23 protein-coding genes and 1 other annotated feature are annotated in these 24,040 nt (G+C 39.1%); of the genes, 12 read left to right on the plus strand and 11 right to left on the minus strand.

Annotated elements, in window-relative coordinates; all coding sequences use genetic code 11:
• The first annotated feature begins 167 nt into the window (after window positions 1-167).
• Window positions 168-485 (plus strand): trp operon repressor, encoded by a 318-nt coding sequence (gene trpR / locus PSF67_RS12450; protein ID WP_094961916.1) that lies wholly within the window; start codon window positions 168-170, stop codon window positions 483-485.
• Window positions 486-852: 367 nt separating this feature from the next.
• Here the strand turns inward: trpR and yjjX are convergent, their stop codons facing one another.
• Complete coding sequence (yjjX, locus tag PSF67_RS12455) at window positions 853-1,389, minus strand: inosine/xanthosine triphosphatase (protein ID WP_004914743.1); 537 nt, start codon at window positions 1,387-1,389, stop codon at window positions 853-855.
• A 52-nt stretch (window positions 1,390-1,441) separates the two neighbouring features.
• On the opposite strand from yjjX, the gene gpmB reads away from it, so the two are divergent.
• On the plus strand, window positions 1,442-2,089 hold the full coding sequence (gene gpmB / locus PSF67_RS12460) for a 2,3-diphosphoglycerate-dependent phosphoglycerate mutase GpmB (protein ID WP_102138956.1): 648 nt from the start codon (window positions 1,442-1,444) through the stop codon (window positions 2,087-2,089).
• Window positions 2,090-2,132: 43 nt separating this feature from the next.
• Here the strand turns inward: gpmB and robA are convergent, their stop codons facing one another.
• Window positions 2,133-3,047, minus strand: a complete 915-nt coding sequence (gene robA / locus PSF67_RS12465) for an MDR efflux pump AcrAB transcriptional activator RobA (protein WP_272677017.1) — start codon at window positions 3,045-3,047, stop codon at window positions 2,133-2,135.
• A gap of 185 nt (window positions 3,048-3,232) precedes the next feature.
• On the opposite strand from robA, the gene creA reads away from it, so the two are divergent.
• Window positions 3,233-3,709, plus strand: coding sequence for a protein CreA (gene creA / locus PSF67_RS12470; protein ID WP_102138958.1), 477 nt, complete (start codon window positions 3,233-3,235; stop codon window positions 3,707-3,709).
• A 112-nt stretch (window positions 3,710-3,821) separates the two neighbouring features.
• Here the strand turns inward: creA and arcA are convergent, their stop codons facing one another.
• A complete protein-coding gene (gene arcA, locus PSF67_RS12475; RefSeq protein ID WP_004905684.1) occupies window positions 3,822-4,538 on the minus strand; it encodes a two-component system response regulator ArcA in 717 nt (238 codons plus the stop codon).
• 1,090 nt (window positions 4,539-5,628) lie between these two features.
• On the opposite strand from arcA, the gene thrL reads away from it, so the two are divergent.
• The 4 genes from thrL to thrC all read left to right on the plus strand — a co-directional run bounded on the left by thrL (window position 5,629) and on the right by thrC (window position 10,473).
• Window positions 5,629-5,697, plus strand: a complete 69-nt coding sequence (thrL, locus tag PSF67_RS22100; protein WP_071548816.1) for a thr operon leader peptide — start codon at window positions 5,629-5,631, stop codon at window positions 5,695-5,697.
• Window positions 5,636-5,757: a sequence feature (Thr leader region), on the plus strand. It overlaps the preceding gene by 62 nt.
• Before the next feature lie 24 nt (window positions 5,758-5,781).
• Window positions 5,782-8,241: a bifunctional aspartate kinase/homoserine dehydrogenase I gene (gene thrA / locus PSF67_RS12480; protein ID WP_166266620.1), complete on the plus strand. Its 2,460-nt coding sequence runs from the start codon at window positions 5,782-5,784 to the stop codon at window positions 8,239-8,241.
• A gap of 3 nt (window positions 8,242-8,244) precedes the next feature.
• On the plus strand, window positions 8,245-9,174 hold the full coding sequence (thrB, locus tag PSF67_RS12485) for a homoserine kinase (protein ID WP_272677018.1): 930 nt from the start codon (window positions 8,245-8,247) through the stop codon (window positions 9,172-9,174).
• A 3-nt stretch (window positions 9,175-9,177) separates the two neighbouring features.
• On the plus strand, window positions 9,178-10,473 hold the full coding sequence (gene thrC, locus PSF67_RS12490) for a threonine synthase (RefSeq protein WP_272677019.1): 1,296 nt from the start codon (window positions 9,178-9,180) through the stop codon (window positions 10,471-10,473).
• A 126-nt stretch (window positions 10,474-10,599) separates the two neighbouring features.
• Here thrC and PSF67_RS12495 read toward each other — a convergent pair whose 3' ends face one another.
• The 6 genes from PSF67_RS12495 to PSF67_RS12520 all read right to left on the minus strand — a co-directional run bounded on the left by PSF67_RS12495 (window position 10,600) and on the right by PSF67_RS12520 (window position 15,012).
• Window positions 10,600-11,253: a hypothetical protein gene (locus PSF67_RS12495; RefSeq protein WP_195698195.1), complete on the minus strand. Its 654-nt coding sequence runs from the start codon at window positions 11,251-11,253 to the stop codon at window positions 10,600-10,602.
• 61 nt (window positions 11,254-11,314) lie between these two features.
• Window positions 11,315-11,527 (minus strand): hypothetical protein, encoded by a 213-nt coding sequence (locus PSF67_RS12500; protein WP_272677020.1) that lies wholly within the window; start codon window positions 11,525-11,527, stop codon window positions 11,315-11,317.
• Window positions 11,528-11,973: 446 nt separating this feature from the next.
• Window positions 11,974-12,168, minus strand: coding sequence for a hypothetical protein (locus tag PSF67_RS12505; RefSeq protein WP_102138963.1), 195 nt, complete (start codon window positions 12,166-12,168; stop codon window positions 11,974-11,976).
• A 204-nt stretch (window positions 12,169-12,372) separates the two neighbouring features.
• Window positions 12,373-12,837, minus strand: a complete 465-nt coding sequence (locus tag PSF67_RS12510) for a hypothetical protein (RefSeq protein WP_102138964.1) — start codon at window positions 12,835-12,837, stop codon at window positions 12,373-12,375.
• A 107-nt stretch (window positions 12,838-12,944) separates the two neighbouring features.
• Entirely contained in the window at window positions 12,945-14,336 is a 1,392-nt protein-coding gene (locus tag PSF67_RS12515; protein ID WP_272677021.1) for a Cu(+)/Ag(+) sensor histidine kinase, read from the minus strand.
• Window positions 14,329-15,012, minus strand: coding sequence for a heavy metal response regulator transcription factor (locus PSF67_RS12520; RefSeq protein WP_102138966.1), 684 nt, complete (start codon window positions 15,010-15,012; stop codon window positions 14,329-14,331). The genes PSF67_RS12515 and PSF67_RS12520 overlap by 8 nt, the downstream gene beginning before the upstream one ends.
• A 154-nt stretch (window positions 15,013-15,166) precedes the next feature.
• Here PSF67_RS12520 and PSF67_RS12525 point away from each other — a divergent pair, with 154 nt between their 5' ends.
• The 5 genes from PSF67_RS12525 to PSF67_RS12545 are packed head-to-tail and all read left to right on the plus strand — an operon-like array spanning window position 15,167 to window position 21,821.
• Window positions 15,167-16,576, plus strand: coding sequence for an efflux transporter outer membrane subunit (locus PSF67_RS12525; protein WP_272530784.1), 1,410 nt, complete (start codon window positions 15,167-15,169; stop codon window positions 16,574-16,576).
• 8 nt (window positions 16,577-16,584) lie between these two features.
• Window positions 16,585-16,926 carry a copper-binding protein gene (locus tag PSF67_RS12530; RefSeq protein WP_272677022.1) on the plus strand — a complete coding sequence of 114 codons (342 nt, stop codon included), beginning with the start codon at window positions 16,585-16,587 and terminating at the stop codon, window positions 16,924-16,926.
• 17 nt (window positions 16,927-16,943) lie between these two features.
• Complete coding sequence (locus tag PSF67_RS12535) at window positions 16,944-18,212, plus strand: efflux RND transporter periplasmic adaptor subunit (protein ID WP_166266630.1); 1,269 nt, start codon at window positions 16,944-16,946, stop codon at window positions 18,210-18,212.
• Between the two features lie 3 nt (window positions 18,213-18,215).
• Window positions 18,216-21,353 carry an efflux RND transporter permease subunit gene (locus PSF67_RS12540; protein WP_272677023.1) on the plus strand — a complete coding sequence of 1,046 codons (3,138 nt, stop codon included), beginning with the start codon at window positions 18,216-18,218 and terminating at the stop codon, window positions 21,351-21,353.
• Between the two features lie 45 nt (window positions 21,354-21,398).
• Window positions 21,399-21,821 carry a DUF411 domain-containing protein gene (locus PSF67_RS12545; RefSeq protein ID WP_102138971.1) on the plus strand — a complete coding sequence of 141 codons (423 nt, stop codon included), beginning with the start codon at window positions 21,399-21,401 and terminating at the stop codon, window positions 21,819-21,821.
• 48 nt (window positions 21,822-21,869) lie between these two features.
• Here the strand turns inward: PSF67_RS12545 and PSF67_RS12550 are convergent, their stop codons facing one another.
• Together PSF67_RS12550 and yaaA are read right to left on the minus strand one after the other, a co-directional pair.
• Complete coding sequence (locus PSF67_RS12550) at window positions 21,870-22,862, minus strand: aldo/keto reductase (RefSeq protein ID WP_272677024.1); 993 nt, start codon at window positions 22,860-22,862, stop codon at window positions 21,870-21,872.
• A gap of 199 nt (window positions 22,863-23,061) precedes the next feature.
• A complete protein-coding gene (gene yaaA, locus PSF67_RS12555; protein ID WP_272677025.1) occupies window positions 23,062-23,838 on the minus strand; it encodes a peroxide stress protein YaaA in 777 nt (258 codons plus the stop codon).
• Window positions 23,839-24,040 lie beyond the last annotated feature (202 nt).

A 24,040-nucleotide genomic window follows, 5' to 3' on the forward strand; every position in this document is an offset into this window, starting at 1 on the left:
TACATATTTGTGTATGCTCCCCGAGCTATCCTCGCTGGTCGCCTAGTCACAACTCAAACTATTTAGCATATTAACGCAGTAACTAAATGAAAATAGTGTTTGGTTGATGATTTCTAATAAGAGTGTGTTATTATTTGTACTAGTTAAATAGTATGGGTGGATAAACGATGACAGCAAATCAACAACATGACCCGGCACTGACTGCCGATGAAAACGCTGACTGGCTGCGCTTTGTGAATTTATTACAATTGGCATTTGAACAAGATATTCATTTGCCAGTTCTTCAGTTATTACTTACGCCAGATGAGCGCACAGCGTTAGCGACTCGCGTTAAAATTGTGCAAGAATTGATGCGCGGTGAAATGAGTCAAAGAGAACTGAAAAATGAGCTAGGAGTGGGGATAGCAACTATTACTCGGGGTTCGAATAGCTTAAAGTCAGCGCCTATTCCTGTGAAGGAGTGGTTGGAGCAACAACTCCTCTAAAATATTCGTCATACTTCGTACTGTGACGTTGTTGACTGCTCTCGGCTACTCGGGTCACATACTTATGTATGCTCCCCGAGCTATCCTCGTTGGTCGCCTAGTCACAGCACGAATTATTTAGAATATAAATACGCGTCATATTTTGCGCTGTGGCGTTGTTGGCTGCATTTGGTTACCCGAATCACATACTTGTGTATGCTCATTGGGATAACCTCACTTGCCGCCTAGCCACAATCCAAACTATTTATCGTATTGGTATTTATCGTATTTCAAATTAATAGTCACAAAAAAAGTATGGTTTCCCATACTTTAGTGTGAAAAGAGTGGTGTTTAATCGCACATGCAATTTTAATTATTTTAAGTATAATTAATCTTCTACTTGGTTTAGCTCTTTATAAATTTCATGCTTAATGGGAACCAAGGCCAATATCAAGGCTTGTTGGTAAACACTGGTGCGAGTTAATACCCCGTCAGTGAAAAAACCAATGGCACCACCTTGTTGTTTGATATTATCGATGCCTGTTAAAAAGGCCATTTCATCGCCGAGTTCACGGCCTTCACGAATACCCGCCAGAATTTTTTCTGGGATCATAATACTGGCAGAGCGGGATTCACCACGTATTTGCTTATGTTCAATTACTATCCAAGCAAATGTCATATCGTCTTCGATACCCGCTTCAATACCAACCCAAAAATCCGCTTCAGGGCGAACTTGCCTAGAGGCCATCACGCGTTGTCTAGCCCCAGTACGGGTTTCATTATTACCGATAGGTTGCTGTGGAACACTGCTATCGACATTAATATCTTCAATTTGATAACTGCCAGCCCCAAAAACAGCATCGAAAGCAAGATGGATCGCTTTAATTTTGGCAGGATTAGTCGTTGCAGCTATAACTTGGTACATTAATTATTTTCCTTTGAACACATACTTCGAAAAGTAATAACGGAACACATCTATGTTACAGGTTTATCTTGTTCGCCATGGCGAAACTGAATGGAATTTAGCTCGTCGCATCCAGGGACAATCCGATAGCCCTCTGACCGCCACTGGACGACTGCAAGCAAGGCAGGTGGCTGAGAGGATAAAGTCAGAAGGCATTACCCATATTATCACTAGTGATATGGGACGCACACTGGAAACTGCACAAATAATTGCAAGTGTGTGCGGGTGTGAAATTACCACAGAACCGCGTCTACGTGAACTAAATATGGGCGTTCTTGAGCAAAGAGCAATAGAGTCGTTAACGCCAGAGGAAGAACAGTGGCGTAAAAGCTTAATTGATGGCACACGTGGAGGACGAATTCCAGAGGGTGAATCAATGGAGGAGCTGTATACACGCATGTTTGCAGCACTAAATAGTTGTTTAGATTTGCCTGAAGGTAGCCGCCCGTTGATTGTTAGCCATGGGATTGCGTTGAGTACGTTAATTAGTCGTATTATGGGGGTTCCGGCTTATTCAGAACGCCGCCTTCGTTTACGTAACTGTTCGTTATCTCGTGTTGATTACCAAAACAGCCCATGGTTGGCGAATGGTTGGATAGTTGAAACGGCAGGTGAGGTCACACATTTATCGCAGCCGGCTCTTGACGAACAGCAAGGCTAACGATTTAGAAAAAGGAGTTTCAACAAACTGAAACTCCTCTGCTTTAAGGGGTCGCGGCCGAACCTGTTTTGATAGGAACATAATAATCAAAGGTATCGATATGTGTTTTGGGGTCATCATCTTCAAGGGTGACATGACGTAAATCGATGTTTTTTAATCGATAATGTTCGATGTCATAACCTGGTCGACGTGTTAAATTCAGCTTAGGCAGATATACACCATAAATTTGGTATAAAAACTCTTGTAATGCATCTCGAGTTGGCGTCCCATTGAATGAAAATTTAACATAATGGCCACTTGGTAACGTTAAGCTCGAGTATTGGTCTGTGTTAAAACTCGCATCTTCAGGTTTTACCGCCGTGGTATAGAACACCGTTTGTTCATCTTCTTTTTCTGGATTATGAATGGCATGGTGCAAGCCAAAAACTTCAGACGCAATCGTCGTCGTATTATCCAAATAGTAGTGCCAAAATGTTTGGCGCATTTGCGAACAAGCGGTCGACCACTCTTCTAACGCATAAGAACAACTTTGTTCCAAGCCAACCAGCTCTTGCTCTGGCATTTGTAGGAATTCATGTTCAATATTGGTGTGATTATCTAAAATAATCGGTGGGCAAATACCTGCCGCACACCACTCTTCATTCCGGCGGTAAAAAGCAGGGGTTAGGTTAAATTGCTTTTTAAAGGCTCGAGTAAAAGTTTGTTGCGAATCAAAGCGATACTGCAACGCAATATCAAGAATTGGTCGGCTTGTTAGCCGCAATGCCACAGCAGCTCGAGAAAGCCTTCTGGCTCGAATATAAGCACCAATCGCTTGGTCAGTCACCTCTTTGAACATTCGTTGTAAATGCCACTTTGAGTAGCCCGCTTTTGCGGCAACATTATCTAGCGAGAGTGGTTTATCTAGGTTGTCATCTATCCAGCGAAGCAAGTCGCGAATAATATTAGTTTGATCCATGTATATCCCCAGCCAATGCGACTTATAGAACAGATATAATCTATCAATGAATGGCTATTCTATATCAAGTTATCTTTTTCGTTTATAGTAAATGAGTTGTATTTGATAATTAGTTAAGAAAGTGAATAATAAGTCTTGTTTTACTACGAGGTTTTACCGATTTTTAGTTGAATAGGAAATTCAGTATGCGTTGTTCCAGATTAAAAAATATCGCACTTACAGCATTATTATTAGCGTTGCCGAGCATGACATTTGCTGAAGAAATCGGTTCAGTCGATACTGTTTTTAAAATTTTCGGCCCTGACCATAAAATTGTCGTTGAAGCATTTGATGACCCTGATGTTGAGAATGTCACTTGCTATTTAAGTCGTTCAAAAACAGGGGGGATCAAAGGGGGTTTAGGGTTAGCGGAAGACACCTCTGATGCTGCAATTTCATGCCAGCAAGTTGGACCGATTGAGTTAAGCGACCGTGTCAAACGCAAACCGACGAAAGGGCAAGTTGTCTTTCAAAAACGAACGTCTTTAGTCTTCAAAAAATTACAAGTTGTACGTTTTTACGATCCAAAACGTAATGCATTAATTTATTTGACTTATTCAGACAAGATGATCGACGGTTCACCAAAGAATGCGCTAAGTGCAGTGCCGATTATGCCTTGGTGATAACAAAAAACGGTTGAGTCGATGTACTCGCAATAAAAATGGCTCGCCAATAAAAAATCCGTTGCCTAAAAGACAACGGATTTTGATAATCAGTAAATAATTAGCTTGCTAATTATTCGTCTAAATCACCGCAGAAGCGATAGCCTTCACCGTGGATGGTTGCAATGATTTCTGGTGTGTCAGGTGTCGATTCAAAATGTTTACGAATACGACGGATCGTGACGTCAACAGTTCTGTCGTGTGGTTTTAATTCACGGCCAGTCATTTTCTTCAGCAGGTCTGCACGAGTCTGAATTTTTCCTGGGTTTTCACAGAAATGCAGCATCGCACGGAATTCACTACGGGGTAATTTGTAGTGCTCACCCGCAGGGCTGACTAATGAACGGCTATTGATGTCTAATTCCCAACCATTAAATTTATAGCTTTCTACTAAACGGCGTTCTTCAGTACCGCCCGCTAAATTCATTGTACGGGACAGTAAGTTGCGCGCACGAATAGTCAGTTCACGTGGGTTAAATGGTTTAGTGATATAGTCGTCAGCACCAATTTCAAGGCCAAGGATTTTATCCACTTCGTTATCGCGTCCTGTTAGGAACATTAACGCAATGCTTTCTTGCTCACGTAGTTCACGAGCAAGTAATAAACCGTTTTTACCTGGTAAGTTAATATCCATGATGACTAAATTGATGTCATGTTCAGAGAGAACATTATTCATCTCTTCGCCATCAGTTGCCTCATGAACCACATAGCCTTCCGCTTCAAAGATGCTTTTCAGCGTATTGCGTGTGACAATTTCATCTTCAACAATCAAAATGTGTGGGGTCTGCATAGTTGCTACCTAAAGTATTAAAATAAGAATACTGAACTCACAATCCGTTTCCAGTTAGGTGGTTATTAATATTGTTCTCTGGAAAAACACGTTTATGAGTATAAATTTGTTTTGAAATTCAACAGTGACATTATGTTGCCATTTCAGGCAAAAGACTTTAACAACAAGTCAAAATATAAGCACTTTCCCAATATTGTACTGTTAACAGCAATATAACAGCTAATACTGCATTTACCACCTAAAAAACTAACTTTTGTTGATACATATCAAAATCAATTGTAGCACGTTAACAAAAATTGTTAGGTAGATAATTATATAAATTAATGCGGTGTTTAGGAATCAGATAGCGTCTAAAAAAAGGGAGTAGCTGATGCATAGGGGATGCTTCGGATTGGTATTAATGAATATAGTCTTCAATGAGTTAAATATACCATTATAAATAATGTTTAATTTGTGACTTACCTCCGATTTCGAAATGTTATTTTAATACAAAAAAAGGTGAAAAATTTATCTTGTTAGCGATAACGGGATGCAAATATTCAGTTTGTGAGCTTTTATGTTATTTAATTAGGAAAGATACTTATTTTATTTTGTCGCGGGTGGTTTTTAACAATCACCTAGCATTTGTTTGTAATTTAACCAGATGAAGAAGTATGGGTTTTAAGTGTAAGTACTTACTTTGCAATTTATTGTCATTAGTGGTTGTAGGCTGATGACTATGAATGGTAAGTGGTAAGAAATATATGAGCTAAATACGTGGGGTGAGTGGGTCATTTTTACGCATTTTTTCATCTTGGTTCTCTTCACAAGAAATGGCTAAAGGTCATCTGTGTTGTCTGTTTTATAGGCAATTTCGTTTTTTGTTGGTTAAAAAATTATTCATCTTGAAATTTTAATTATTTTGGTTTTTAAAACCAATATTGGTGTTATGGATATCTTTTTGGGGAGGTGTTTTTCATGCTGGTAGATAATTTATCAAGTAAAAAAAGGGTTTTAAAAGGGATGTTTTACAAATAAATTTGACAAAATATACCAATTGCTTTAACCGTATAGGGAGAAACTTAAAGAATCTAAGAGACAGACAGAATCTATGCGTAATATCAGCCTGACTATTATTATTACCACCACCACCGTAACCACAGGAAACGGGGCGGGCTGACGCATCCAAAAAATAAAAATGAAAAAGCCCGCATACTTAACCGATGCGGGCTTTTTTTTGGTGTTAATTCAGGAGAGAAATACCATGCGTGTGCTTAAATTTGGCGGTACTTCGGTTGCAAATGACGAACGAGTACTGAATGTTGCTGACATCGCTGAAGGCAAATTAGCAGATGGACAAGTGGCTTTGGTGTTATCCGCGCCAGCAAAAATCACTAACCATTTGGTTGCTATGATTGAAAAAACGGTTGCAGGACAAGATGTCATCACGCATGTTAATGATGCTGAAATGATTTTTGCTAACCTTTTAAAAGGATTAAAAGAAAAACAACCTGGTTTTGAATATGACCGGTTAAAAAAACTGACAGAGCACGAATTCGCGCAAATCAAACAAGTACTGCATGGTATTACTCTTCTCGGACAGTGTCCAGACAGCATTAACGCATCAATTATCTGCCGTGGTGAGAAACTCTCTATCGCAATTATGGAGTCTGTGCTAAAAGCACGCGGTCATAATGTGACCGTCATTAACCCTGTTGAGAGCTTACTCGCGAAAGGCCACTACCTTGAATCTACAGTTGATATAAATGAGTCAACAAAACGCATTTCTGATTTAAATATACCGAAAGATCATTTTGTCCTAATGGCAGGCTTCACCGCAGGTAATGAGAAGGGTGAATTAGTGGTATTAGGCCGTAATGGGTCTGATTATTCAGCCGCAGTGCTAGCGGCTTGCTTACGTGCCGACTGTTGTGAAATTTGGACTGATGTTGATGGCGTCTATACATGTGACCCGCGTTTAGTGCCTGACGCTCGTTTATTGAAAGGTATGTCATACCAAGAGGCCATGGAGTTATCCTATTTTGGTGCCAAAGTTCTCCATCCTCGTACCATCGCCCCAATTGCTCAATTCCAAATCCCTTGCCTGATAAAAAACACCACTAATTTAAGCGCGCCAGGCACTTTAATTGGTGATGGCCAAACTGACGACAGCACGCCAGTGAAAGGGATCACCAACCTGAATAATATGGCGATGATCAACGTATCTGGCCCCGGTATGAAGGGGATGGTCGGTATGGCTGCACGTATTTTCTCCGTCATGTCTCGTCGAGGGATCTCGGTTGTTCTGATCACGCAATCTTCATCAGAATACAGTATTAGTTTTTGTGTCCCACAAAATGAGTTAGTCAGAGCCCGTGCAGCACTGGAAGAAGAGTTTTACTTAGAGTTGAAAGATGGCGTACTTGAGCCACTGGATGTGATGGAGCAGTTAGCGATCATTTCTGTGGTGGGCGACGGTATGCGTACTTTGAAAGGCATTTCGGCTCGTTTCTTCTCTGCGTTAACTCGTGGCAACATTAACATTGTCGCTATTGCGCAGGGGTCTTCTGAGCGTTCTATTTCTGCCGTTATTGCCAATGACGCAGCCACAACTGCGGTACGCTTATGCCACCAAATGCTATTTAATGCAGAACAAGTTATTGAAGCCTTTGTCATCGGTGTTGGTGGGGTTGGTAATGCGTTAATTGAACAAATTCATCGCCAGCAACAATGGCTAAAACAAAAGCATATCGACTTACGTGTCTGTGGTATTGCGAATTCACGTGCAATGCTTACGGATATGCAAGGGATCGATTTAGGTAACTGGAAAGCGGAACTGGCGGAAGCGAAAGAGCCATTTAGCTTAAGCCGTTTAATTCGTTTAGAGCGTGAATACCATTTCTTGAACCCTGTCATTATCGATTGCACATCAAATCAGGAAATTGCAGAGCAGTATGTCAATTTCTTGAAAGATGGCTTTAATGTGGTCACACCGAATAAAAAAGCCAACACTTTGTCGATGGATTACTACCATCAGTTACGTGCGGCAAGTGAAACATCGAAACGTAAATTCCTCTATGACACCAACGTAGGTGCAGGTTTACCCGTTATCGAGAACCTACAAAACTTACTGAATGCAGGGGATGAACTAGTTCACTTTAGCGGAATTTTATCGGGTTCTTTATCATTCATCTTTGGGAAATTAGACGAGGGCATGTCTTTATCGGAAGCCACAACACTGGCTAAAGAAAAAGGTTTCACAGAGCCAGACCCTCGTGATGATTTATCAGGTATGGATGTGGCGCGTAAATTATTAATTTTAGCCCGTGAAGCGGGTTACAATTTAGAACTACAAGATATTGAAATTGAACCTGTTTTACCTGCTGATTTTGATAGCAGTGGTTCTGTTCCTGAGTTTATGGCTCGTTTACCACAACTGGATGCACAATTTGCACAGCGTATAAAAGCCGCAGAAGCGGAAGAAAAAGTGTTACGCTATGTTGGGTTAATTGAAGAAGGGCGCTGTCGGGTGAAAATCGTTGCTGTGGATGGTAATGACCCTCTCTTCAAGGTTAAAAATGGTGAAAATGCACTGGCCTTCTATACACGTTACTACCAGCCAATTCCTTTAGTATTAAGAGGTTATGGTGCAGGTAATGATGTTACTGCAGCTGGTGTATTTGCGGATGTGCTGCGTACCCTTTCATGGAAACTGGGAGTTTAATAAGTGATTAAAGTTTATGCACCGGCTTCAATTGGTAATGTGAGCGTCGGGTTTGATGTTCTTGGCGCTGCAGTTTCTCCAGCGGATGGCTCATTGTTAGGTGATTGTGTAACAGTTGAAGCGGCGGACACTTTTTCGTTGACGAATAAAGGCAAATTCGTTGCTAAACTTCCGAAAAAAAATGAACACAATATTGTTTACCAGTGTTGGCAATTGTTTTGTGAGCGCCTTGGTCGACCATTAAATGTCGCTATGACGCTCGAAAAAAATATGCCAATTGGTTCAGGGCTCGGTTCTAGTGCGTGTTCTGTTGTTGCAGCACTGATGGCGCTAAACGAATTTGCAGGGAAACCCTTCGATGATACCCAATTGCTTGGCATGATGGGGGAGTTAGAGGGGCGTATTTCAGGAAGTGTGCACTATGATAACGTCGCACCGTGTTTTTTAGGTGGTTTACAGCTGATTATCGAACAAAATGGCATTATTTCTCAGCCTGTGCCTGCATTCGAAAACTGGTATTGGGTCATGGCCTATCCTGGCATTAAAGTATCGACAGCGGAAGCGCGTGCGATCCTTCCTAATAGCTATCCCCGCCATGATATTGTAAATCATGGTCGATACCTATCAGGGTTCATTCATGCTTGTCATACAAACCAATCGTTACTTGCAGCAACGATGATCCAAGATGTTGTGGCTGAACCTTATCGTACACAACTATTACCCGGTTTTGCGGCAGCACGCCAGAATGCAAAAGAAATCGGTGCATTAGCTTGTGGCATTTCTGGCTCTGGGCCAACACTGTTTGCTATTTGCGATGAGAAGCATATTGCTGAAAAAATGGCGAGCTACTTGCAACAACATTATATTCAGAATGATGAAGGCTTTGTGCATATCTGCCGTTTGGATCTGGCCGGGGCAAGGACAATAGGGTAAATAATGAAACTGTATAATTTAAAAGATAACAACGAACAAGTAAGTTTTGCGCAAGCGGTTAAGCAAGGTTTAGGCAAGCAACAAGGTTTATTTTTTCCTCAAGACTTACCTGAATTCACTGCGACTGAAATCGACGAATTATTAAAATTAGATTTTGTCACTCGTAGCAGCCGTATTTTAAGTGCTTTTATTGGTGATGAGATCTCTCATGAGGAGCTCGCTGCAAGGGTCGAAGCCGCGTTTGCTTTTCCTGCGCCAGTTTCTAAGGTTGAAGATGATATCGCGACACTGGAGCTATATCATGGGCCAACACTCGCATTTAAAGACTTCGGTGGTCGCTTTATGGCTCAGGCACTGGGGCAAGTCGCTGGTGAGCAGCCAGTGACCATTTTGACTGCCACTTCTGGGGATACAGGAGCAGCTGTTGCACACGCATTCTATCGTCTTAAGAACGTCCAAGTTGTCATTCTCTACCCAGAAGGAAAAATTAGCCCGCTGCAAGAAAAACTCTTCTGCACGCTGGGTGAAAATATTCATACGGTTGCGATTAAAGATGACTTCGATGCATGCCAAGCATTAGTAAAACAATCGTTTGATGATGAAGAACTAAAAAAAGCGCTGTATTTAAATTCGGCTAACTCGATCAATATCAGCCGTTTATTAGCGCAAATTTGTTATTACTTTGAAGCTGTCGCACAGATCCCAGCAGAAAAACGGGATCAATTAGTGATCTCGGTTCCGAGTGGTAATTTTGGCGATCTTACAGCGGGTTTATTAGCTAAATCAATGGGCTTACCTGTTAAGCGCTTCATTGCAGCTACTAACGTCAATGATACTGTGCCACGTTACCTCGTTGATGGGCAATGGAAGCCAAAACAAACGGTAGCAACCCTATCGAACGCGATGGATGTTAGTCAGCCAAACAACTGGCCTCGTATAGAAGAGCTATTCCGTCGTAAAGGTTGGTCTCTTGATGAATTAGGGCATGGGGCTGTGAGTGACGAAGTGACTAAAGAAACAGTACGTGAATTAGATAAAAAAGGGTATTTATCTGAGCCACATGCTGCAGTTGCTTATCGTGTGCTTCGTGACCAATTGCAAGAAGGCGAGTTCGGGCTGTTTTTAGGTACGGCACACCCGGCTAAATTTAAAGAGAGTGTTGAAGAAATTCTTAATAAGGCAATACCTTTACCTAAAGAGTTAGCAGAGCGTGCGGAACTACCACTACTCTCACACTTTTTACCCTCTGATTTTACACAATTACGCACATTTTTAATGAAGTTAGCACCTAAGCAATAAATATTGCTAGAGTACAAAAAACGGAAGCGAAAGCTTCCGTTTTTATTGGTAATACCATATTTTATTAAGATAATTATAGGGTTTCATATTGCCACATCACTTATACACTTCTAACGGATTGGTTTGTCACATTGAGCTAATGCCATCGTGCCCGTCTCTACCGCCATCAGGTCCACCGCGTCCTCCTTTTCCTCCTTGGCTACCATTACCCCCATTGCCGCCATTACCACTACCAGAGCCGTTGCCCCCATTACCCCCGTTACCGCCATTAGTTCCACCATGCCCTCCATTTCCCCCATTGCCATTTACCGTTCCATTACCGCCATTCCCACCACTACCACCACCATCGCCATCACCGCCATTTCCACCATCACCTCCAGTTATACTGCCATTGCCGCCATTTCCTCCATTGCCATTACTGCCTTCTTCTGCGTTACCGCCATTGCTACCATTACCGTTATTTGATCCCGTTCCGCCATTTCCACCATTTTGACCATCACCCCCATGACCACCGTGACCCCCATGGCCACCATGACCACCTTGACTATCATTTCCAGCTTGGCCCGAATTCCCATTTTGTCCATAGCTTACAAAGCTAAAAAATTTAGAATAGTAATATTGGCCATGGAGTTTCGAACATACCTTATTATTAATTTCATTAATATTAAGTTCATTTTTTAATAAACAATTAGATGCAGTATTAAATAAGGAGTGAGAGTATGCTGAAAATGAAATAGAACTCATTAATAAGACACCAAGTGAGATGTAATTTTTATACATTATAAATTCCTCCGTTCCCCCCTCATCGAGTGAGGAGGGAAATATTTAGTGACTAGTTAAATTATCTACCGTTGCCGCCATTACCGCCATTGCCGCCATTACCACCATTGCCACCATTACCACCATGACCGCCATTCCCACCATTTCCTCCATGGCTTTGTTCGTAAACAGTAGAATAAGTAGAAATATTGTCAGAATGTTTTTCTTGGAAAGAAGTTGCAGATGATAGAATTGGGAATAATAAAGATACTATGACAATAGATGCTTTATACATATAAGATCCTCGTTTAAAAGTTTAAATTAAAATGAACTGCAATGAAATTGTAATTCATGGTTTTGAATAAGCAATTAGTTATTTATCTATGTGTGTAATTAAATTTGTTTTACGATAAATATAAAGTATTATGGCTTTTTTTTATTTTTTTGTTTTATATTAATAACAAATATTTAATTAGTTATATAACTAATAAACCCTTAGTAATTAAAGTAATTGATTAGCAATTGATGATGTAATATTTTATTTTATAATTAATTTTATAGTTGTGTGTGGGGTATTTTTTGAAAAAAAGGGTAAAGTGGGGCTTTTTAAATTTGGTCCCACTTTACTTTTGATTTAACCGCATATAGACCAGTATTTCCGAAGAGAGTATATTAAATGGATATAGGGCTATACATTATGAGGGAAATATTCTTTAAATTTTATTTGGTATCTTATTGCTTTTATTCGATGTTCAGCCAAACATCATCATCATCTCCATTTTTTACTTGAAACCAAACATCATCATCATCTCCGTTATAGGCTATTTTTAAGTCTATACTTAGGATAGGTGGCTCTGGCGGGAAGGGAAGAATAGGGGTAGCCAAAGAGAGTGCTGGAAATAATAAAGATGCAAGTATGATTGATTTTTTAAACATATAATCGCCTTTTAAAGTTAATATTAAAATGAACTGCCTAGAAATAATAAACTATTTTTTTTGATGTTCAATAAATAGCTTAATTTGTTTTTAATAAAAAATGAAATGGGTTTAATAAAATTGAATGCGAGGGGGTTAGGCTTATTTTGATTGATTTAAAACCATATTAATTAGTTATTTGATAATATGGTTTTAAAATTTCAATTAATTATTTTTTAAATTTTCTATTATTTTACTTTGAATCGATTCTGATGAGCTATTTTTATGAAAGCTTAACATAGTGACTGCTTTTTCATTTTCATTCATTTCGGAAAATGATTTCGCAACTTTTACTGCCGGTTGTTTATAGTTAGGTGATAGGCTTTGGTGGCGACTGATCATACTTTGCATTATTGGTGATGTATTGTTTTGCGTAAAACTCAATGCAGCAGCAGCTTGGGCGTGTTCATCTAACTCAAGGAATGACTGAGTTGAATTGATATCATTATTGGTCGAAATACCCGCTTTACTTAAATGGCTATTAATCGATTTTAAATTAGAATAAGAAGTATTGTTTTCAGTGAAATTTAATGCATTTGCAGCATTATAATGTATTTCTTTTTCAGTTTGAGCGGCAGATACATGTCCTGTTACAGCTACAAGTGTTAAAGCAAAAATAAATTTTTTCATTGTGAACCCTTATTAAGTTAAATAGTTTATCTTATAACTATAATAAGGCTTTATTTCTGTCTGAATACTGACAACAAAATGACAAAATTGCCATTTATGGTAGACATTCAATTTGGTTTCATAGGTAAAAATACAGTAAAGCGTGTTGAAAAATCATCTGATTTTACAGAGATCCTGCCTTTATGCGCTAATATAATTGATTTGACGATTGCCAACCCAATTCCACTTCCTTCATTTTTTCTTTGCCTTGATTTATCTACTCGATAAAATCTATCAAAGAGTTTTTCTAAGTGTTCTTCGGGTATTTTTATACCGGGATTGCTGATGATTAATTCAATACCCTCTTTTACATTTGAAATGTTAATGCTGACAGAGTCACCCCTTGGGGTGTAGCGGATAGCATTTGATAATAAATTAGTAATCGCTCTTCTTAACATGTCTTTATCGGCCATAATAGGACTAGTGTCCCCAATTAGCTTAAGTTTTATTTCATTCTCTTCAGCGAGATATTCAAAATAATCAAATATGAGCTCTATTTCAGTTTTAATATTAATGATTTTTTTCTCTGGGATAAGCCTATTATCATCTGCTTGAGCAAGAAAAAGCATATCAGAGATCATTCGTGATAGTCGGTTATATTCTTCCAAATTAGAATATAACACTTCAGCTAGCTCTTCTTTACTGCGGTTTTTACTCAAAGATATTTGAGTTTCAGTCATTAAATTAGTGATTGGTGTACGCATTTCATGAGCAATATCTGCCGAAAAATTTGTTTGCCTTACGAAAACATCTTCAATTTTTACTAACATCTGATTAAATGATTTTGTTAATTGCTTCAATTCATTAGGTACAGAATCAGGATCTAAACGGACGCTTAAGTTTTCGGATGTGACATTTTTTATTTCATCGCTTACATCTTTAAGGGGTTTTAATCCCTTTATCACAAGGAAATAAACGACAAGAATAGTAAATAAGCACAGTATAATTGCACTGATAATCAAACTGTTTATTAATGAGCTCAGATAATCATGATGAAAATTTAATGATAGCGCAGTAACTAATCGATATTGTTTAGGCTCTGAAGGAGGGCCCACTTGAATAAGACTTTCTGATAGACGATAATCTTTGAGCTCTACGTCTTGGTTATTTTTATCAGGATCATAATTTTTTAAGTGCGTAATAAGTTTATCTGTTGCATTGGGAGATACTAATATATTTCCTTTATTATCAATGAGATAAATGGTAACATCTTGATGCTCATTAATAATGGTTTTAATTCGTGCGTATTGCTCACTTTGTGGACCTGAATTGCCATTTAATAAGCTTCGGATCGTTAAATTCAACTGGTTAAGTGTGTATTCATCTTGCTGCTTAAAATGTAACATAACTGAGTTGATCATGATCGAGCTAAATAATAGTAAGGCGAGGGAGAGAGTAATACTGATCAAAACAATAAGACGAATTGAAATAGAGACAGGAGATCGAAACAGCTTAATCATTTTCAGGGATCTCGAGTAAATAGCCCATCCCTCTAATGGTATGAATCAATTTAGGTTCATAGCCTTGATCTATTTTAGCCCTCAGCCTTTTAACTGCAACATCAATGACATTGGTATCACTATCAAAATTCATATCCCAAACTTTTGAGGCGATAAGAGAACGAGAAAGAACTTCGCCTTGGTGAAGAATAAAAAATTCCAATAATGAAAATTCTTTACTGGTGAGTATAATTTTATCATTTTCACGTGTAACGCGTCGTTTGATCAGGTCAACATGCAAATTAGCAATGGTAAATTGTGTTTTTTGGATGCTGTTATTGCCTCTGCGTAATAAAGTTCTTACTCGAGCAAGTAGCTCAGAAAAATCAAATGGCTTAACAAGATAATCGTCAGCACCTATCTCTAACCCTTTGACTCGATGTTCAACATTACCTAAAGCAGTAAGCATGAGGATTGGCGTATTTTTTCCTGTATTGCGTAAGTTTTTAGCAATCTCCCAGCCATTAATATCTGGCAACATCACATCAAGAATAATTAAATCATAGTCTTCAGTTGTCGCCATATGCAGGCCTGTAATGCCATTTTCGATTGCATCAACAATAAACCCGGACTCACTTAAGCCTTTAGATAAGTATTCTCTCGTTTTATGTTCATCTTCAACAATAAGTAGTTTCATCTCAGGCCCTGCAGTCAGGAAAACAATGTAATCATTCTAAGCACTATGGCAACGAAATGTAAAATGACAAATTTGTCATTTTCATGTCATGAATCTAACAGGAGGCCTTTTTTACTATAGTGACAATTTTAATCACTAGAGGCATGGCTATACCATGTATTCCCCTAAAATATTAATAATAGCTTATGCCCTAATTTTGACTGGTTGTGTTTCGCTTGCCCCTGAATATCAACGCCCTAATTTTAATTTGCCTCATCAATTCAGTGGCAATCTTTCTGATGTAGTAACGCGGGATAAAACAGCGCGGGATAAAACAGAATTAGCAATACCAAGTTGGTCTCAATTTATTCAAGACCCACAAATGAAAAGCGTGATAGAAATTGCGCTTGAGAAAAACAGTGATTTATATCTTGCGGCCTTAGATGTAGAAGAAGCTCGTGTGCGTTTTGGGCTAGCAGGAGCAGAAAAATATCCTCAAATTAGTTCATCGATGAGCGGCGATTATGGCCAATCATTAGCGTCTGGGTCATCCTTTAATAAGAAATACAGTGCAGGCGTTGATATCAGTTATGAACTGGATTTTTTTGGGCGTATTAAAAACTTATCTGATGCCGATAAAGCAAAGTTTATTGCTTCTCAAGAGATGAAGCGTGCGACACAAATTATCACAATCAAAACGGTAGCAGAGGCGTATTTAGATGTGGTGTATAACCAGAAATTATTATTAATTGCGCAAGAGACGAAGCAAAGCTACCTCAATAGTCAATCGATTGTAATGCAAAAAGTGGCGGCAGGAAAAGCCGCGCTATCAGACCTAGAACAAGCTAAAGGGCAAGTACAGTCTATTTCTATTAATATCGAAAAAATTGAAAGTGAAATTGCAAAAAATGAAAATTTACTGAATTTTTTGACAAATGACTATGTAACAAAAATAAATTTAGATCTAGGACGCTACGAGCCAAACTATCCTTTAATTACAACTCCTTCAGATATTCCCTCTGAAATATTATTAAAACGCCCAGATATTATGGCTGCGGAGCAAAATATTATTTCTGAGAATGCCAGTATAGGTGTAGCAAGAGCCGCTTTCTTTCCTTCTATTTCCTTTAATACAGGAATTGAAAACAGTAATGATTCTTTAACAGGGTTATTTGATTCTTCAAATGGTATTTGGAATTTTATTCCTAAAATTACGCTACCTATTTTTACTGGTGGCACAAATAGCCGAAATTTAGAATTAGCAAATATCAGAAAAAATAAAGCAATAGCTAATTACGAAAAAAGTATTCAAGTAGCATTTCGAGAAGTGAAAGATGCTTTAGTGATCAAATCGAGTTTAGAAAAACAACTCATCTCCCAAGTGCAATATGTCAACACGCTGCAAAACGTCTTAACACAGAAACAAGCGAGTTATCGATATGGCAGTTTGAGCTATTTCGATGTTCTTGAAGCACAGCGTAGCTTATTTACCGAACAACAAAATTTATTGATGTTGAAAATTGAACAGCAGAAGAATGAAATAAATTTATTCTCTGCATTAGGTGGCGGATTAATAAAATCATGAGGGTAACAATGAAAAAATTAAATACAGTATTTTTTGCAATTTCAATGGCGATGTTAACAGCAACTAGTTATGCAAATGCTGCTGAACATAACCACTCTATTTATCCAGAAAAAGTCACAGAGCCGACAATCAATACCGAAGGAACGCTAATCTCGATTGATAAAGATAATAAAAAGTTAACAATAAATCATAAAGAAATTCAAAGTATTGGCTGGCCACCAATGACGATGCGTTTTACCTATGAAGATGAAAATATGATCAACGGCTTACAAGAAAATGATGAATTAAAATTTTCATTTGTACAACAAGGCAATCTTTCAATGTTGAAATCCGTCGAAAAGATAAACTAAATAGGTAGAGAGATGTTATGTCATTAGTTAACCTGACCAAACTGCTATTGGTAATTATTTTATCGAGCGTTATTTCAATTTTATTTTACCGATATTTTTTCGTTGTAGAAAATAATAGCCAACCAGTTGAAAAACAAGAACGCACCGTATTGTATTGGTATGACCCGATGTATCCCAATACCAAGTTTGATCAACCAGGGAAATCCCCGTTTATGGACATGGATCTTGTTCCTAAATATGCGGATGAAAACTTGGCTTCAGCGAATAGCAAAGGGATAACAATTAACCCAACACAGACACAAAATTTAGGACTTAAAACGGTGGATGTAAAGTGGGGGAAATTAAGCTATGACTTAACATTTCCAGGCGAAATTGCATTTAATGATCATCAATTCGCTATCGTGCAAGCGCGAGAAAATGGTTTCGTTGAAAAAGTTTACCCATTCACCGTTGGTGAGAGGATCCAAAAAGGGGTTCCTATTGCTGATCTAACGATCCCTGCATGGGTTGAAGCGCAAAGTGAATACCTTGCACTCAAGCAGATGAATGCGAGCCAGCAAGATCTTAATAGCGTCATTGAGCGTTTACGTTTAAATGGCATGCCAGAGGGAGCACTTTCTCAGTTTATTAAAACAGGAAAAGTCCAATCACGTTTTACGATCCAAGCACCTATTTCAGGGGTAATTACTGCACTTAATCTACGTTTAGGGATGAACGTATCTAAAGAAGTTGTTATTGCACAAATACAAGGAACAGATCCATTATGGATTAATGCCTCTGTTCCTCAGTCAGTTGCTGAATTACTGAATAAACAAACAGAATTTACAGTTTCTATTCCCGCTTATCCTTCACAGTTATTTACTGTAAAAAACTGGCTGATATTACCTAGCGCAGACCAAGCAAGTCGTACAATTAATATTCGTACAGAAATTGCGGACCCTAGCCATTTATTAAAACCGGGTATGACTGCATATTTGAATTTAGTTGCAGAAGGTAATGAAAGTTTATTGATCCCTTCACAAGCCATTGTGGATTCAGGGAAAGAACAACATGTTATTGCTGTTGGTGAGAATGGTGAATTTATTCCGAAAAGAGTACGAGTGCTCAGTGAATCTCAACAAATGACGGCAATATCTGAAGGGCTACAAGTGGGTGAGCATATTGTGACTCAGGGGATTTTCCTGATTGATTCCGAAGCGAATATTGCGGGAGCATTAGCCAAGATGGAAGCACTTCCTGAACCTTCAGCGTCATCTAATCATTCATCACATAAATCTCAGGAGTAGAGTATGTTGGAATGGATTATAAGACGCTCAGTCGCTAATCGCTTTTTAGTCCTAATGGGAGTCATGTTTTTAGTTATTGCGGGTATTTGGAGTATCCGCAGTACACCTGTTGATGCATTACCTGACTTATCTGATGTACAAGTGATCATCAAAACCACTTATCCAGGGCAAGCGCCCCAACTGGTCGAAAACCAAGTCACATACCCAATAACGACGACGATGTTATCTGTGCCGGGAGCAAAAACGGTACGGGGTTTTTCTGCATTTGGTGACTCATATGTTTATGTTATTTTTGAAGATAATACAGATTTATACTGGGCTCGTTCACGCGTTTTAGAATATTTAAATCAAGTCCAAAACCAATTGCCAAAAGGTGCGGTAGCCTCTATTGGCCCTGATGCGACAGGGGTTGGCTGGGTTTTTGAATATGCTTTAGTGGACAAAACAGGAAAGCATAATCTAGCTGAACTGCGCTCATTACAAGATTGGTTTTTGAAATATGAATTGAAGGCTTTGCCAAATGTTTCCGAAGTTGCAACCGTCGGAGGTGTGGTTAAATCTTATCAAATCTTAGTTGACCCGCTCAAGCTCAGCCAATTTTCTGTGACATTACCTGAAATAAAACAGGCAGTTGAAATGGCTAACCAAGAAGCGGGTGGCTCATCGATTGAAATTGCTGAAGCTGAATATATGGTTAGAGCGAGTGGCTATCTTCAATCTATTGATGATTTCAATAAAATCTACCTAAAAACTCCCGAAAATGGCGTGCCAATTTACCTACAAGATGTTGCTCGAATACAGGAAGGCCCCGAAATGCGTCGTGGGGTTGCTGAGCTAAATGGGGAAGGCGAGGTAGTTGGTGGTATTATCTTGCTTCGCTCAGGTGAAAATGCACGCAATGTGATCCATGATGTAAAACAGAAACTTGAAGATTTAAATGCCAGTTTACCGGAAGGCATCGAAATTATCACAACTTATGATAGAAGTATTCTTATTGATAACGCGATTGATAATTTAAGCTATAAGTTGCTAGAAGAATTTATTGTTGTCGCATTGGTTTGCGCTATCTTCCTATGGCATTTCCGTTCTGCATTAGTCGCAATTATTTCCTTGCCTCTCGGATTATTTATTGCCTTTATTGTCATGCGTTATCAAGGAATAAATGCAAATATTATGTCATTGGGGGGGATTGCAATTGCTATCGGGGCAATGGTAGATGCCGCCATTGTGATGATCGAAAATGCGCATAAAAAATTAGAAAAATGGCAACATGAAAATGAAGGTAAAGCCATTGATAATGCCCAGCGTTGGAAAGTTATTACTGACTCTGCTGTTGAAGTTGGGCCGGCATTATTTATCAGTTTATTAATTATCACATTGTCTTTTATTCCTATCTTTACGTTGGAAGGACAAGAAGGCCGTTTATTTGGCCCACTCGCATTTACAAAAACCTATGCCATGGCGGGGGCTGCAGCGTTAGCGTTAATTGTGATTCCAATCCTAATGGGGTATTGGATCCGCGGTAATATTCCAAATGAAAATAAAAATCCACTGAATCGTTGGTTGATTGCTCTCTACAGTCCTATTCTAATTAAGGTATTAGCATGGCCGAAGACCACCTTATTAATTGGTTTCTTATCTTTATTTACCGTGATATGGCCATTAAAACATTTAGGGGGGGAATTTCTTCCTGCGATTAATGAAGGTGACTTACTTTATATGCCTTCAACACTGCCGGGAGTTTCGCCTGCCCAAGCGGCATTTTTACTACAAAATACAGATAAGCTAATCAAAACTATTCCTGAGGTCGATACGGTATTTGGTAAAGTCGGTAAAGCTGAAACGGCAACGGACTCAGCCCCTATGGAGATGATTGAAACAACGATACGTTTGAAGCCGCAAGCAGAGTGGCGAGAAGGGATGACACTTGAAAAAATTATTGATGAGCTTGATGAAACCGTGCGCTTGCCTGGGGTTGCAAACTTATGGGTTCCGCCTATTCGCAATCGTATTGACATGTTATCTACGGGAGTCAAAAGCCCTATAGGCATCAAAGTGTCAGGAAGAGATCTTGATGAGATCGATGCATTAGCCCAAGAAATTGAAAAAGTGACAAAATCGGTTCCCGGGGTTGTTTCTGTTTTGGCTGAGCGATTGGTTGGTGGGCGTTATATTGATGTCAAAATTGACAGAGAAAAAGCGGCGCGTTTTGGCATGAGTATCAGTGATGTACAAGTTTATATTTCAATGGCGACTGGTGGGGAAATGATCGGGGAAACGGTTGAAGGGATTGAGCGTTACCCAATTAGCATAAGATATCCTCAAGATTACCGAAATAGCGTATCTGCGATGAAGTTATTACCAATTTTAACGCCGAGCAAACAACAAATTGTACTTAGTGATGTTGCGGATGTATCCGTGAATATGGGCGCTCCAATGTTGAAAACAGAGAACGCAAGACCGACTAGCTGGATTTATATTGATGCGCGTGATCGCGATATGGTCTCTGTTATTAAAGATATTGATGCCGCAATAAAAGATAACATCCAAATGAAGCCGGGCTTGAGTTATTCCTTTACGGGACAATTTGAATTGCTCGAAAGAGCCAACCAAAAATTAATGTTAATGGTTCCTGCTACCATACTGATTATTTTTGTCCTGCTTTATTTAGCATTCAGACGATTTAGTGAAGCATTACTGATTTTATTAAGCTTACCTTTTGCTTTAGTGGGCGCTATTTGGTTCCTTTATTGGATGAACTTTAATTTATCGGTTGCAACAGGGACTGGGTTTATTGCATTGGCAGGTGTAGCCGCTGAATTTGGCGTAGTTATGTTGATTTATTTACGCCATGCAATCGAAGATAAAGAAAAACAGCAAGGAATAAGCAAGTTATCAAACCAAGATTTAGACCATGCATTATATGAAGGTGCTGTTTTACGTGTCCGTCCTAAAGCCATGACAGTTGCCGTAATTTTAGCGGGTTTATTGCCAATATTACTTGGGACAGGAGTTGGTTCGGAAGTCATGAGCCGTATAGCAGCACCGATGATTGGCGGTATGATCACCGCGCCATTATTGTCCCTATTTATTATTCCTGCAGCTTATAAATTAATCTGCCAGTTACGCCATAAAAAATAGACACTTTTTAAGTACTCGTCATTATTATTGATAAGGTAAATAGCAATGAAAAAGATAATTTTAGGTGGAATGTTTTTACTCTCATTTTCTGCATTTTCTCAAAACCAGAGCGTGCAATTGTATAAAGATGCAAATTGTGGCTGCTGCCAATTATGGGGAGAAGGGGTTAAAAAAGCAGGGTATGACGTTGTGGTCAATGAAATCAGTTATGATGACTTGAACAAACTGAATGATGAGCTGAATGTGCCATACAACTTACGCAGTTGCCATATCGCTAAATACAAAGGTAAGGTGATTGTTGGTCATGTTCCTGTCAGCAGTCTTGATGCGATTGATACCTTACCGGCGGATGTGGTAGGAATTTCTGTTCCGGGTATGCCAATTGGTAGCCTAGGGATGGAGCAGCCGGATGGCCGTACTCAGCCTTATTCTGTGGTGCAGTTTAAAGCAAATGGGGAATATCGTTAATTAAGATAAAATTTATTAAGTTGCAGGGTTATCTGCAACTTATTGGTTTTATTCGCTTTCTAATATTAATTCGATGGCTTTGAGTTCTTCTTGCGTAAAATTACGATTTTTTAGGATCCCCATTGCATCATCAATTTGGCTAATACGGCTTGCACCGATGAGAACGGAAGTGATCCTATCATGTCTAAGTAACCAGGCTAAGGCCATTTGGTTTAACTTCTGCCCTCTTTTTACCGCCAATTCATTCAATTGTTTAACTTTTGATAAAATGGTTGAGGTGAGCCTTTCAGGGGGTAAAGAAGGGTTGCCTGCCGCGCGTGAATCAGCAGGAATGCCATTAAGGTAGCGATCAGTTAAAATTCCACCGGCTAGCGGAGAATACGCAATAGAGCCCACCCCTTCTTCTTCCAGTAAATCGAGTAAATCTTCTTCGGGAGTGCGTTCTAGCATGGAGTATTTAGGTTGGTGGATCAAGCAAGGGGTTCCCAATTCATTGAGAATACTAATGGCTTCTTTGGCTAAATTGGTTGGGTAATTAGAAATCCCTACATACAGGGCTTTTCCTTGGCGAACAATGAGATCTAGCGCTCCCATGGTTTCTTCTAATGGGGTATTGGGGTCAGGTCGATGATGATAAAAGATATCCACATAATCCAAGCCCATTCGCTTCAAGCTTTGGTTAAGGCTTGCAACCAAATATTTTTTACTTCCCCAGTCACCATAAGGGCCATCCCACATAGTGAAACCCGCTTTTGATGAAATGATCATTTCATCACGATAAGGCAGAAAATCTTGTTGCATGATTTGGCCAAATGTACTCTCGGCAGATCCAGGAGGTGGCCCATAATTATTAGCCAGATCGAAATGGGTGATCCCAAGGTCAAAAGCATGACGAAGCATGGCTTGGCAGTTATCAACGGGTTTGTTATTACCAAAGTTGTGCCATAACCCTAATGAAATGAGTGGTAATCGTAACCCGCTACGGCCACATAAACGATATTCCATTTCGTTATAGCGCTTTGATGATGCAACATAAGGCATACTTCACCTCCAAAATAGTGGGTAAAACCTCAACTTATACTGTCATAAAGCTAAAAAGCAGGCTGAGGAATCAATGCTAATTTGTTATTGGCTAGAAAGTTTATAAATAAACTGTGATAGAGCTGGAAAAAAGAATGAAGTATTTTGAAATACGTGGGTATCGGCTGTGCGCCAGTCCCCACGTTTTATGTATTAAGAATTAAGCTTGTTCTGAACGAGTAAATACCAGCTCGTAACCTTTAGATTGGCTTTCATCAAATTGATAGCCTTCCAAATTAAAATCAGTCAGTTGGTCTGTTGTCGTCAATTTATTTTGGATAATAAAGCGACTCATTAAACCCCGCGCTTTTTTTGCATAAAAACTGATAACTTTATATTTACCATTCTTTTCATCAAGGAAAACAGGTTTGATGATTTGACCATCCAATTTCTTCGTATTCACGGATTTGAAGTACTCATCAGAAGCTAGGTTGATCAATATTTGGTCTTTCTGTTCTGCTAAGGCGTGATTTAACCGTTTGGTGATAATGTCTCCCCAAAACTCATACAAATCTTTTCCGCGGGTATTTTTTAAACGAATTCCCATTTCTAAGCGATAAGGCTGCATTAAATCTAGCGGTCTTAAAATACCGTAAAGACCTGATAATATGCGTAAATGAGATTGGGCAAACGCAAAATCGTCTTGCGAAAAGGTTTCAGCTTGCATGCCAGTATAAACATCCCCCTTGAAAGCGAGGATCGCTTGGCGTGCATTTTCTGGGGTAAAGTCCGCATGCCATTCTTCAAAACGAGCAGCGTTGAGCCCTGCAAGTTTGTCACTAATTTTCATTAAACTGGCGATATCCGAAGGGGTTAACTTACGACAAACATTAATTAATTTTTGAGACTCAGTGAGTAATTCAGGCTGAGTAAATTGCTGCGTCGCAAGTGGGCTTTCGTAGTCTAATGTTTTTGCAGGTGAAATTGTAATAAGCATGACTTGACCCTTTATAAAGAATGATACTGCTTACTTTAGCAAAAATTCTTCCTAATTGGGTAATTGATACGATAAGCCAAACCAATATTATTCTTTATTACAATAAGGGCGCAGTATAACTTGCTAAAAGGATTCAGTTTCTAATTGGTTAGCGAAACCGATTGCCAATCAAATAGTTGCTTTTGACTAGATTTACTTGCTT

This window comes from Providencia sp. PROV076 (assembly GCF_028483405.1).
Taxonomy (GTDB): Bacteria; Pseudomonadota; Gammaproteobacteria; order Enterobacterales; family Enterobacteriaceae; genus Providencia; species Providencia huaxiensis.

Bases quoted from the DNA above. Each gene is read 5' to 3' on its own strand.
- trpR (WP_094961916.1), top strand. From the start codon at position 168: ATGACAGCAAATCAACAACATGACCCGGCACTGACTGCCGATGAAAAC.
- yjjX (WP_004914743.1), bottom strand. From the start codon at position 1,389: ATGTACCAAGTTATAGCTGCAACGACTAATCCTGCCAAAATTAAAGCG.
- gpmB (WP_102138956.1), top strand. From the start codon at position 1,442: ATGTTACAGGTTTATCTTGTTCGCCATGGCGAAACTGAATGGAATTTA.
- robA (WP_272677017.1), bottom strand. From the start codon at position 3,047: ATGGATCAAACTAATATTATTCGCGACTTGCTTCGCTGGATAGATGAC.
- creA (WP_102138958.1), top strand. From the start codon at position 3,233: ATGCGTTGTTCCAGATTAAAAAATATCGCACTTACAGCATTATTATTA.
- arcA (WP_004905684.1), bottom strand. From the start codon at position 4,538: ATGCAGACCCCACACATTTTGATTGTTGAAGATGAAATTGTCACACGC.
- thrA (WP_166266620.1), top strand. From the start codon at position 5,782: ATGCGTGTGCTTAAATTTGGCGGTACTTCGGTTGCAAATGACGAACGA.
- thrC (WP_272677019.1), top strand. From the start codon at position 9,178: ATGAAACTGTATAATTTAAAAGATAACAACGAACAAGTAAGTTTTGCG.
- PSF67_RS12495 (WP_195698195.1), bottom strand. From the start codon at position 11,253: ATGTATAAAAATTACATCTCACTTGGTGTCTTATTAATGAGTTCTATT.
- PSF67_RS12500 (WP_272677020.1), bottom strand. From the start codon at position 11,527: ATGTATAAAGCATCTATTGTCATAGTATCTTTATTATTCCCAATTCTA.
- PSF67_RS12505 (WP_102138963.1), bottom strand. From the start codon at position 12,168: ATGTTTAAAAAATCAATCATACTTGCATCTTTATTATTTCCAGCACTC.
- PSF67_RS12510 (WP_102138964.1), bottom strand. From the start codon at position 12,837: ATGAAAAAATTTATTTTTGCTTTAACACTTGTAGCTGTAACAGGACAT.
- PSF67_RS12515 (WP_272677021.1), bottom strand. From the start codon at position 14,336: ATGATTAAGCTGTTTCGATCTCCTGTCTCTATTTCAATTCGTCTTATT.
- PSF67_RS12520 (WP_102138966.1), bottom strand. From the start codon at position 15,012: ATGAAACTACTTATTGTTGAAGATGAACATAAAACGAGAGAATACTTA.
- PSF67_RS12525 (WP_272530784.1), top strand. From the start codon at position 15,167: ATGTATTCCCCTAAAATATTAATAATAGCTTATGCCCTAATTTTGACT.
- PSF67_RS12530 (WP_272677022.1), top strand. From the start codon at position 16,585: ATGAAAAAATTAAATACAGTATTTTTTGCAATTTCAATGGCGATGTTA.
- PSF67_RS12535 (WP_166266630.1), top strand. From the start codon at position 16,944: ATGTCATTAGTTAACCTGACCAAACTGCTATTGGTAATTATTTTATCG.
- PSF67_RS12540 (WP_272677023.1), top strand. From the start codon at position 18,216: ATGTTGGAATGGATTATAAGACGCTCAGTCGCTAATCGCTTTTTAGTC.
- PSF67_RS12545 (WP_102138971.1), top strand. From the start codon at position 21,399: ATGAAAAAGATAATTTTAGGTGGAATGTTTTTACTCTCATTTTCTGCA.
- PSF67_RS12550 (WP_272677024.1), bottom strand. From the start codon at position 22,862: ATGCCTTATGTTGCATCATCAAAGCGCTATAACGAAATGGAATATCGT.
- yaaA (WP_272677025.1), bottom strand. From the start codon at position 23,838: ATGCTTATTACAATTTCACCTGCAAAAACATTAGACTACGAAAGCCCA.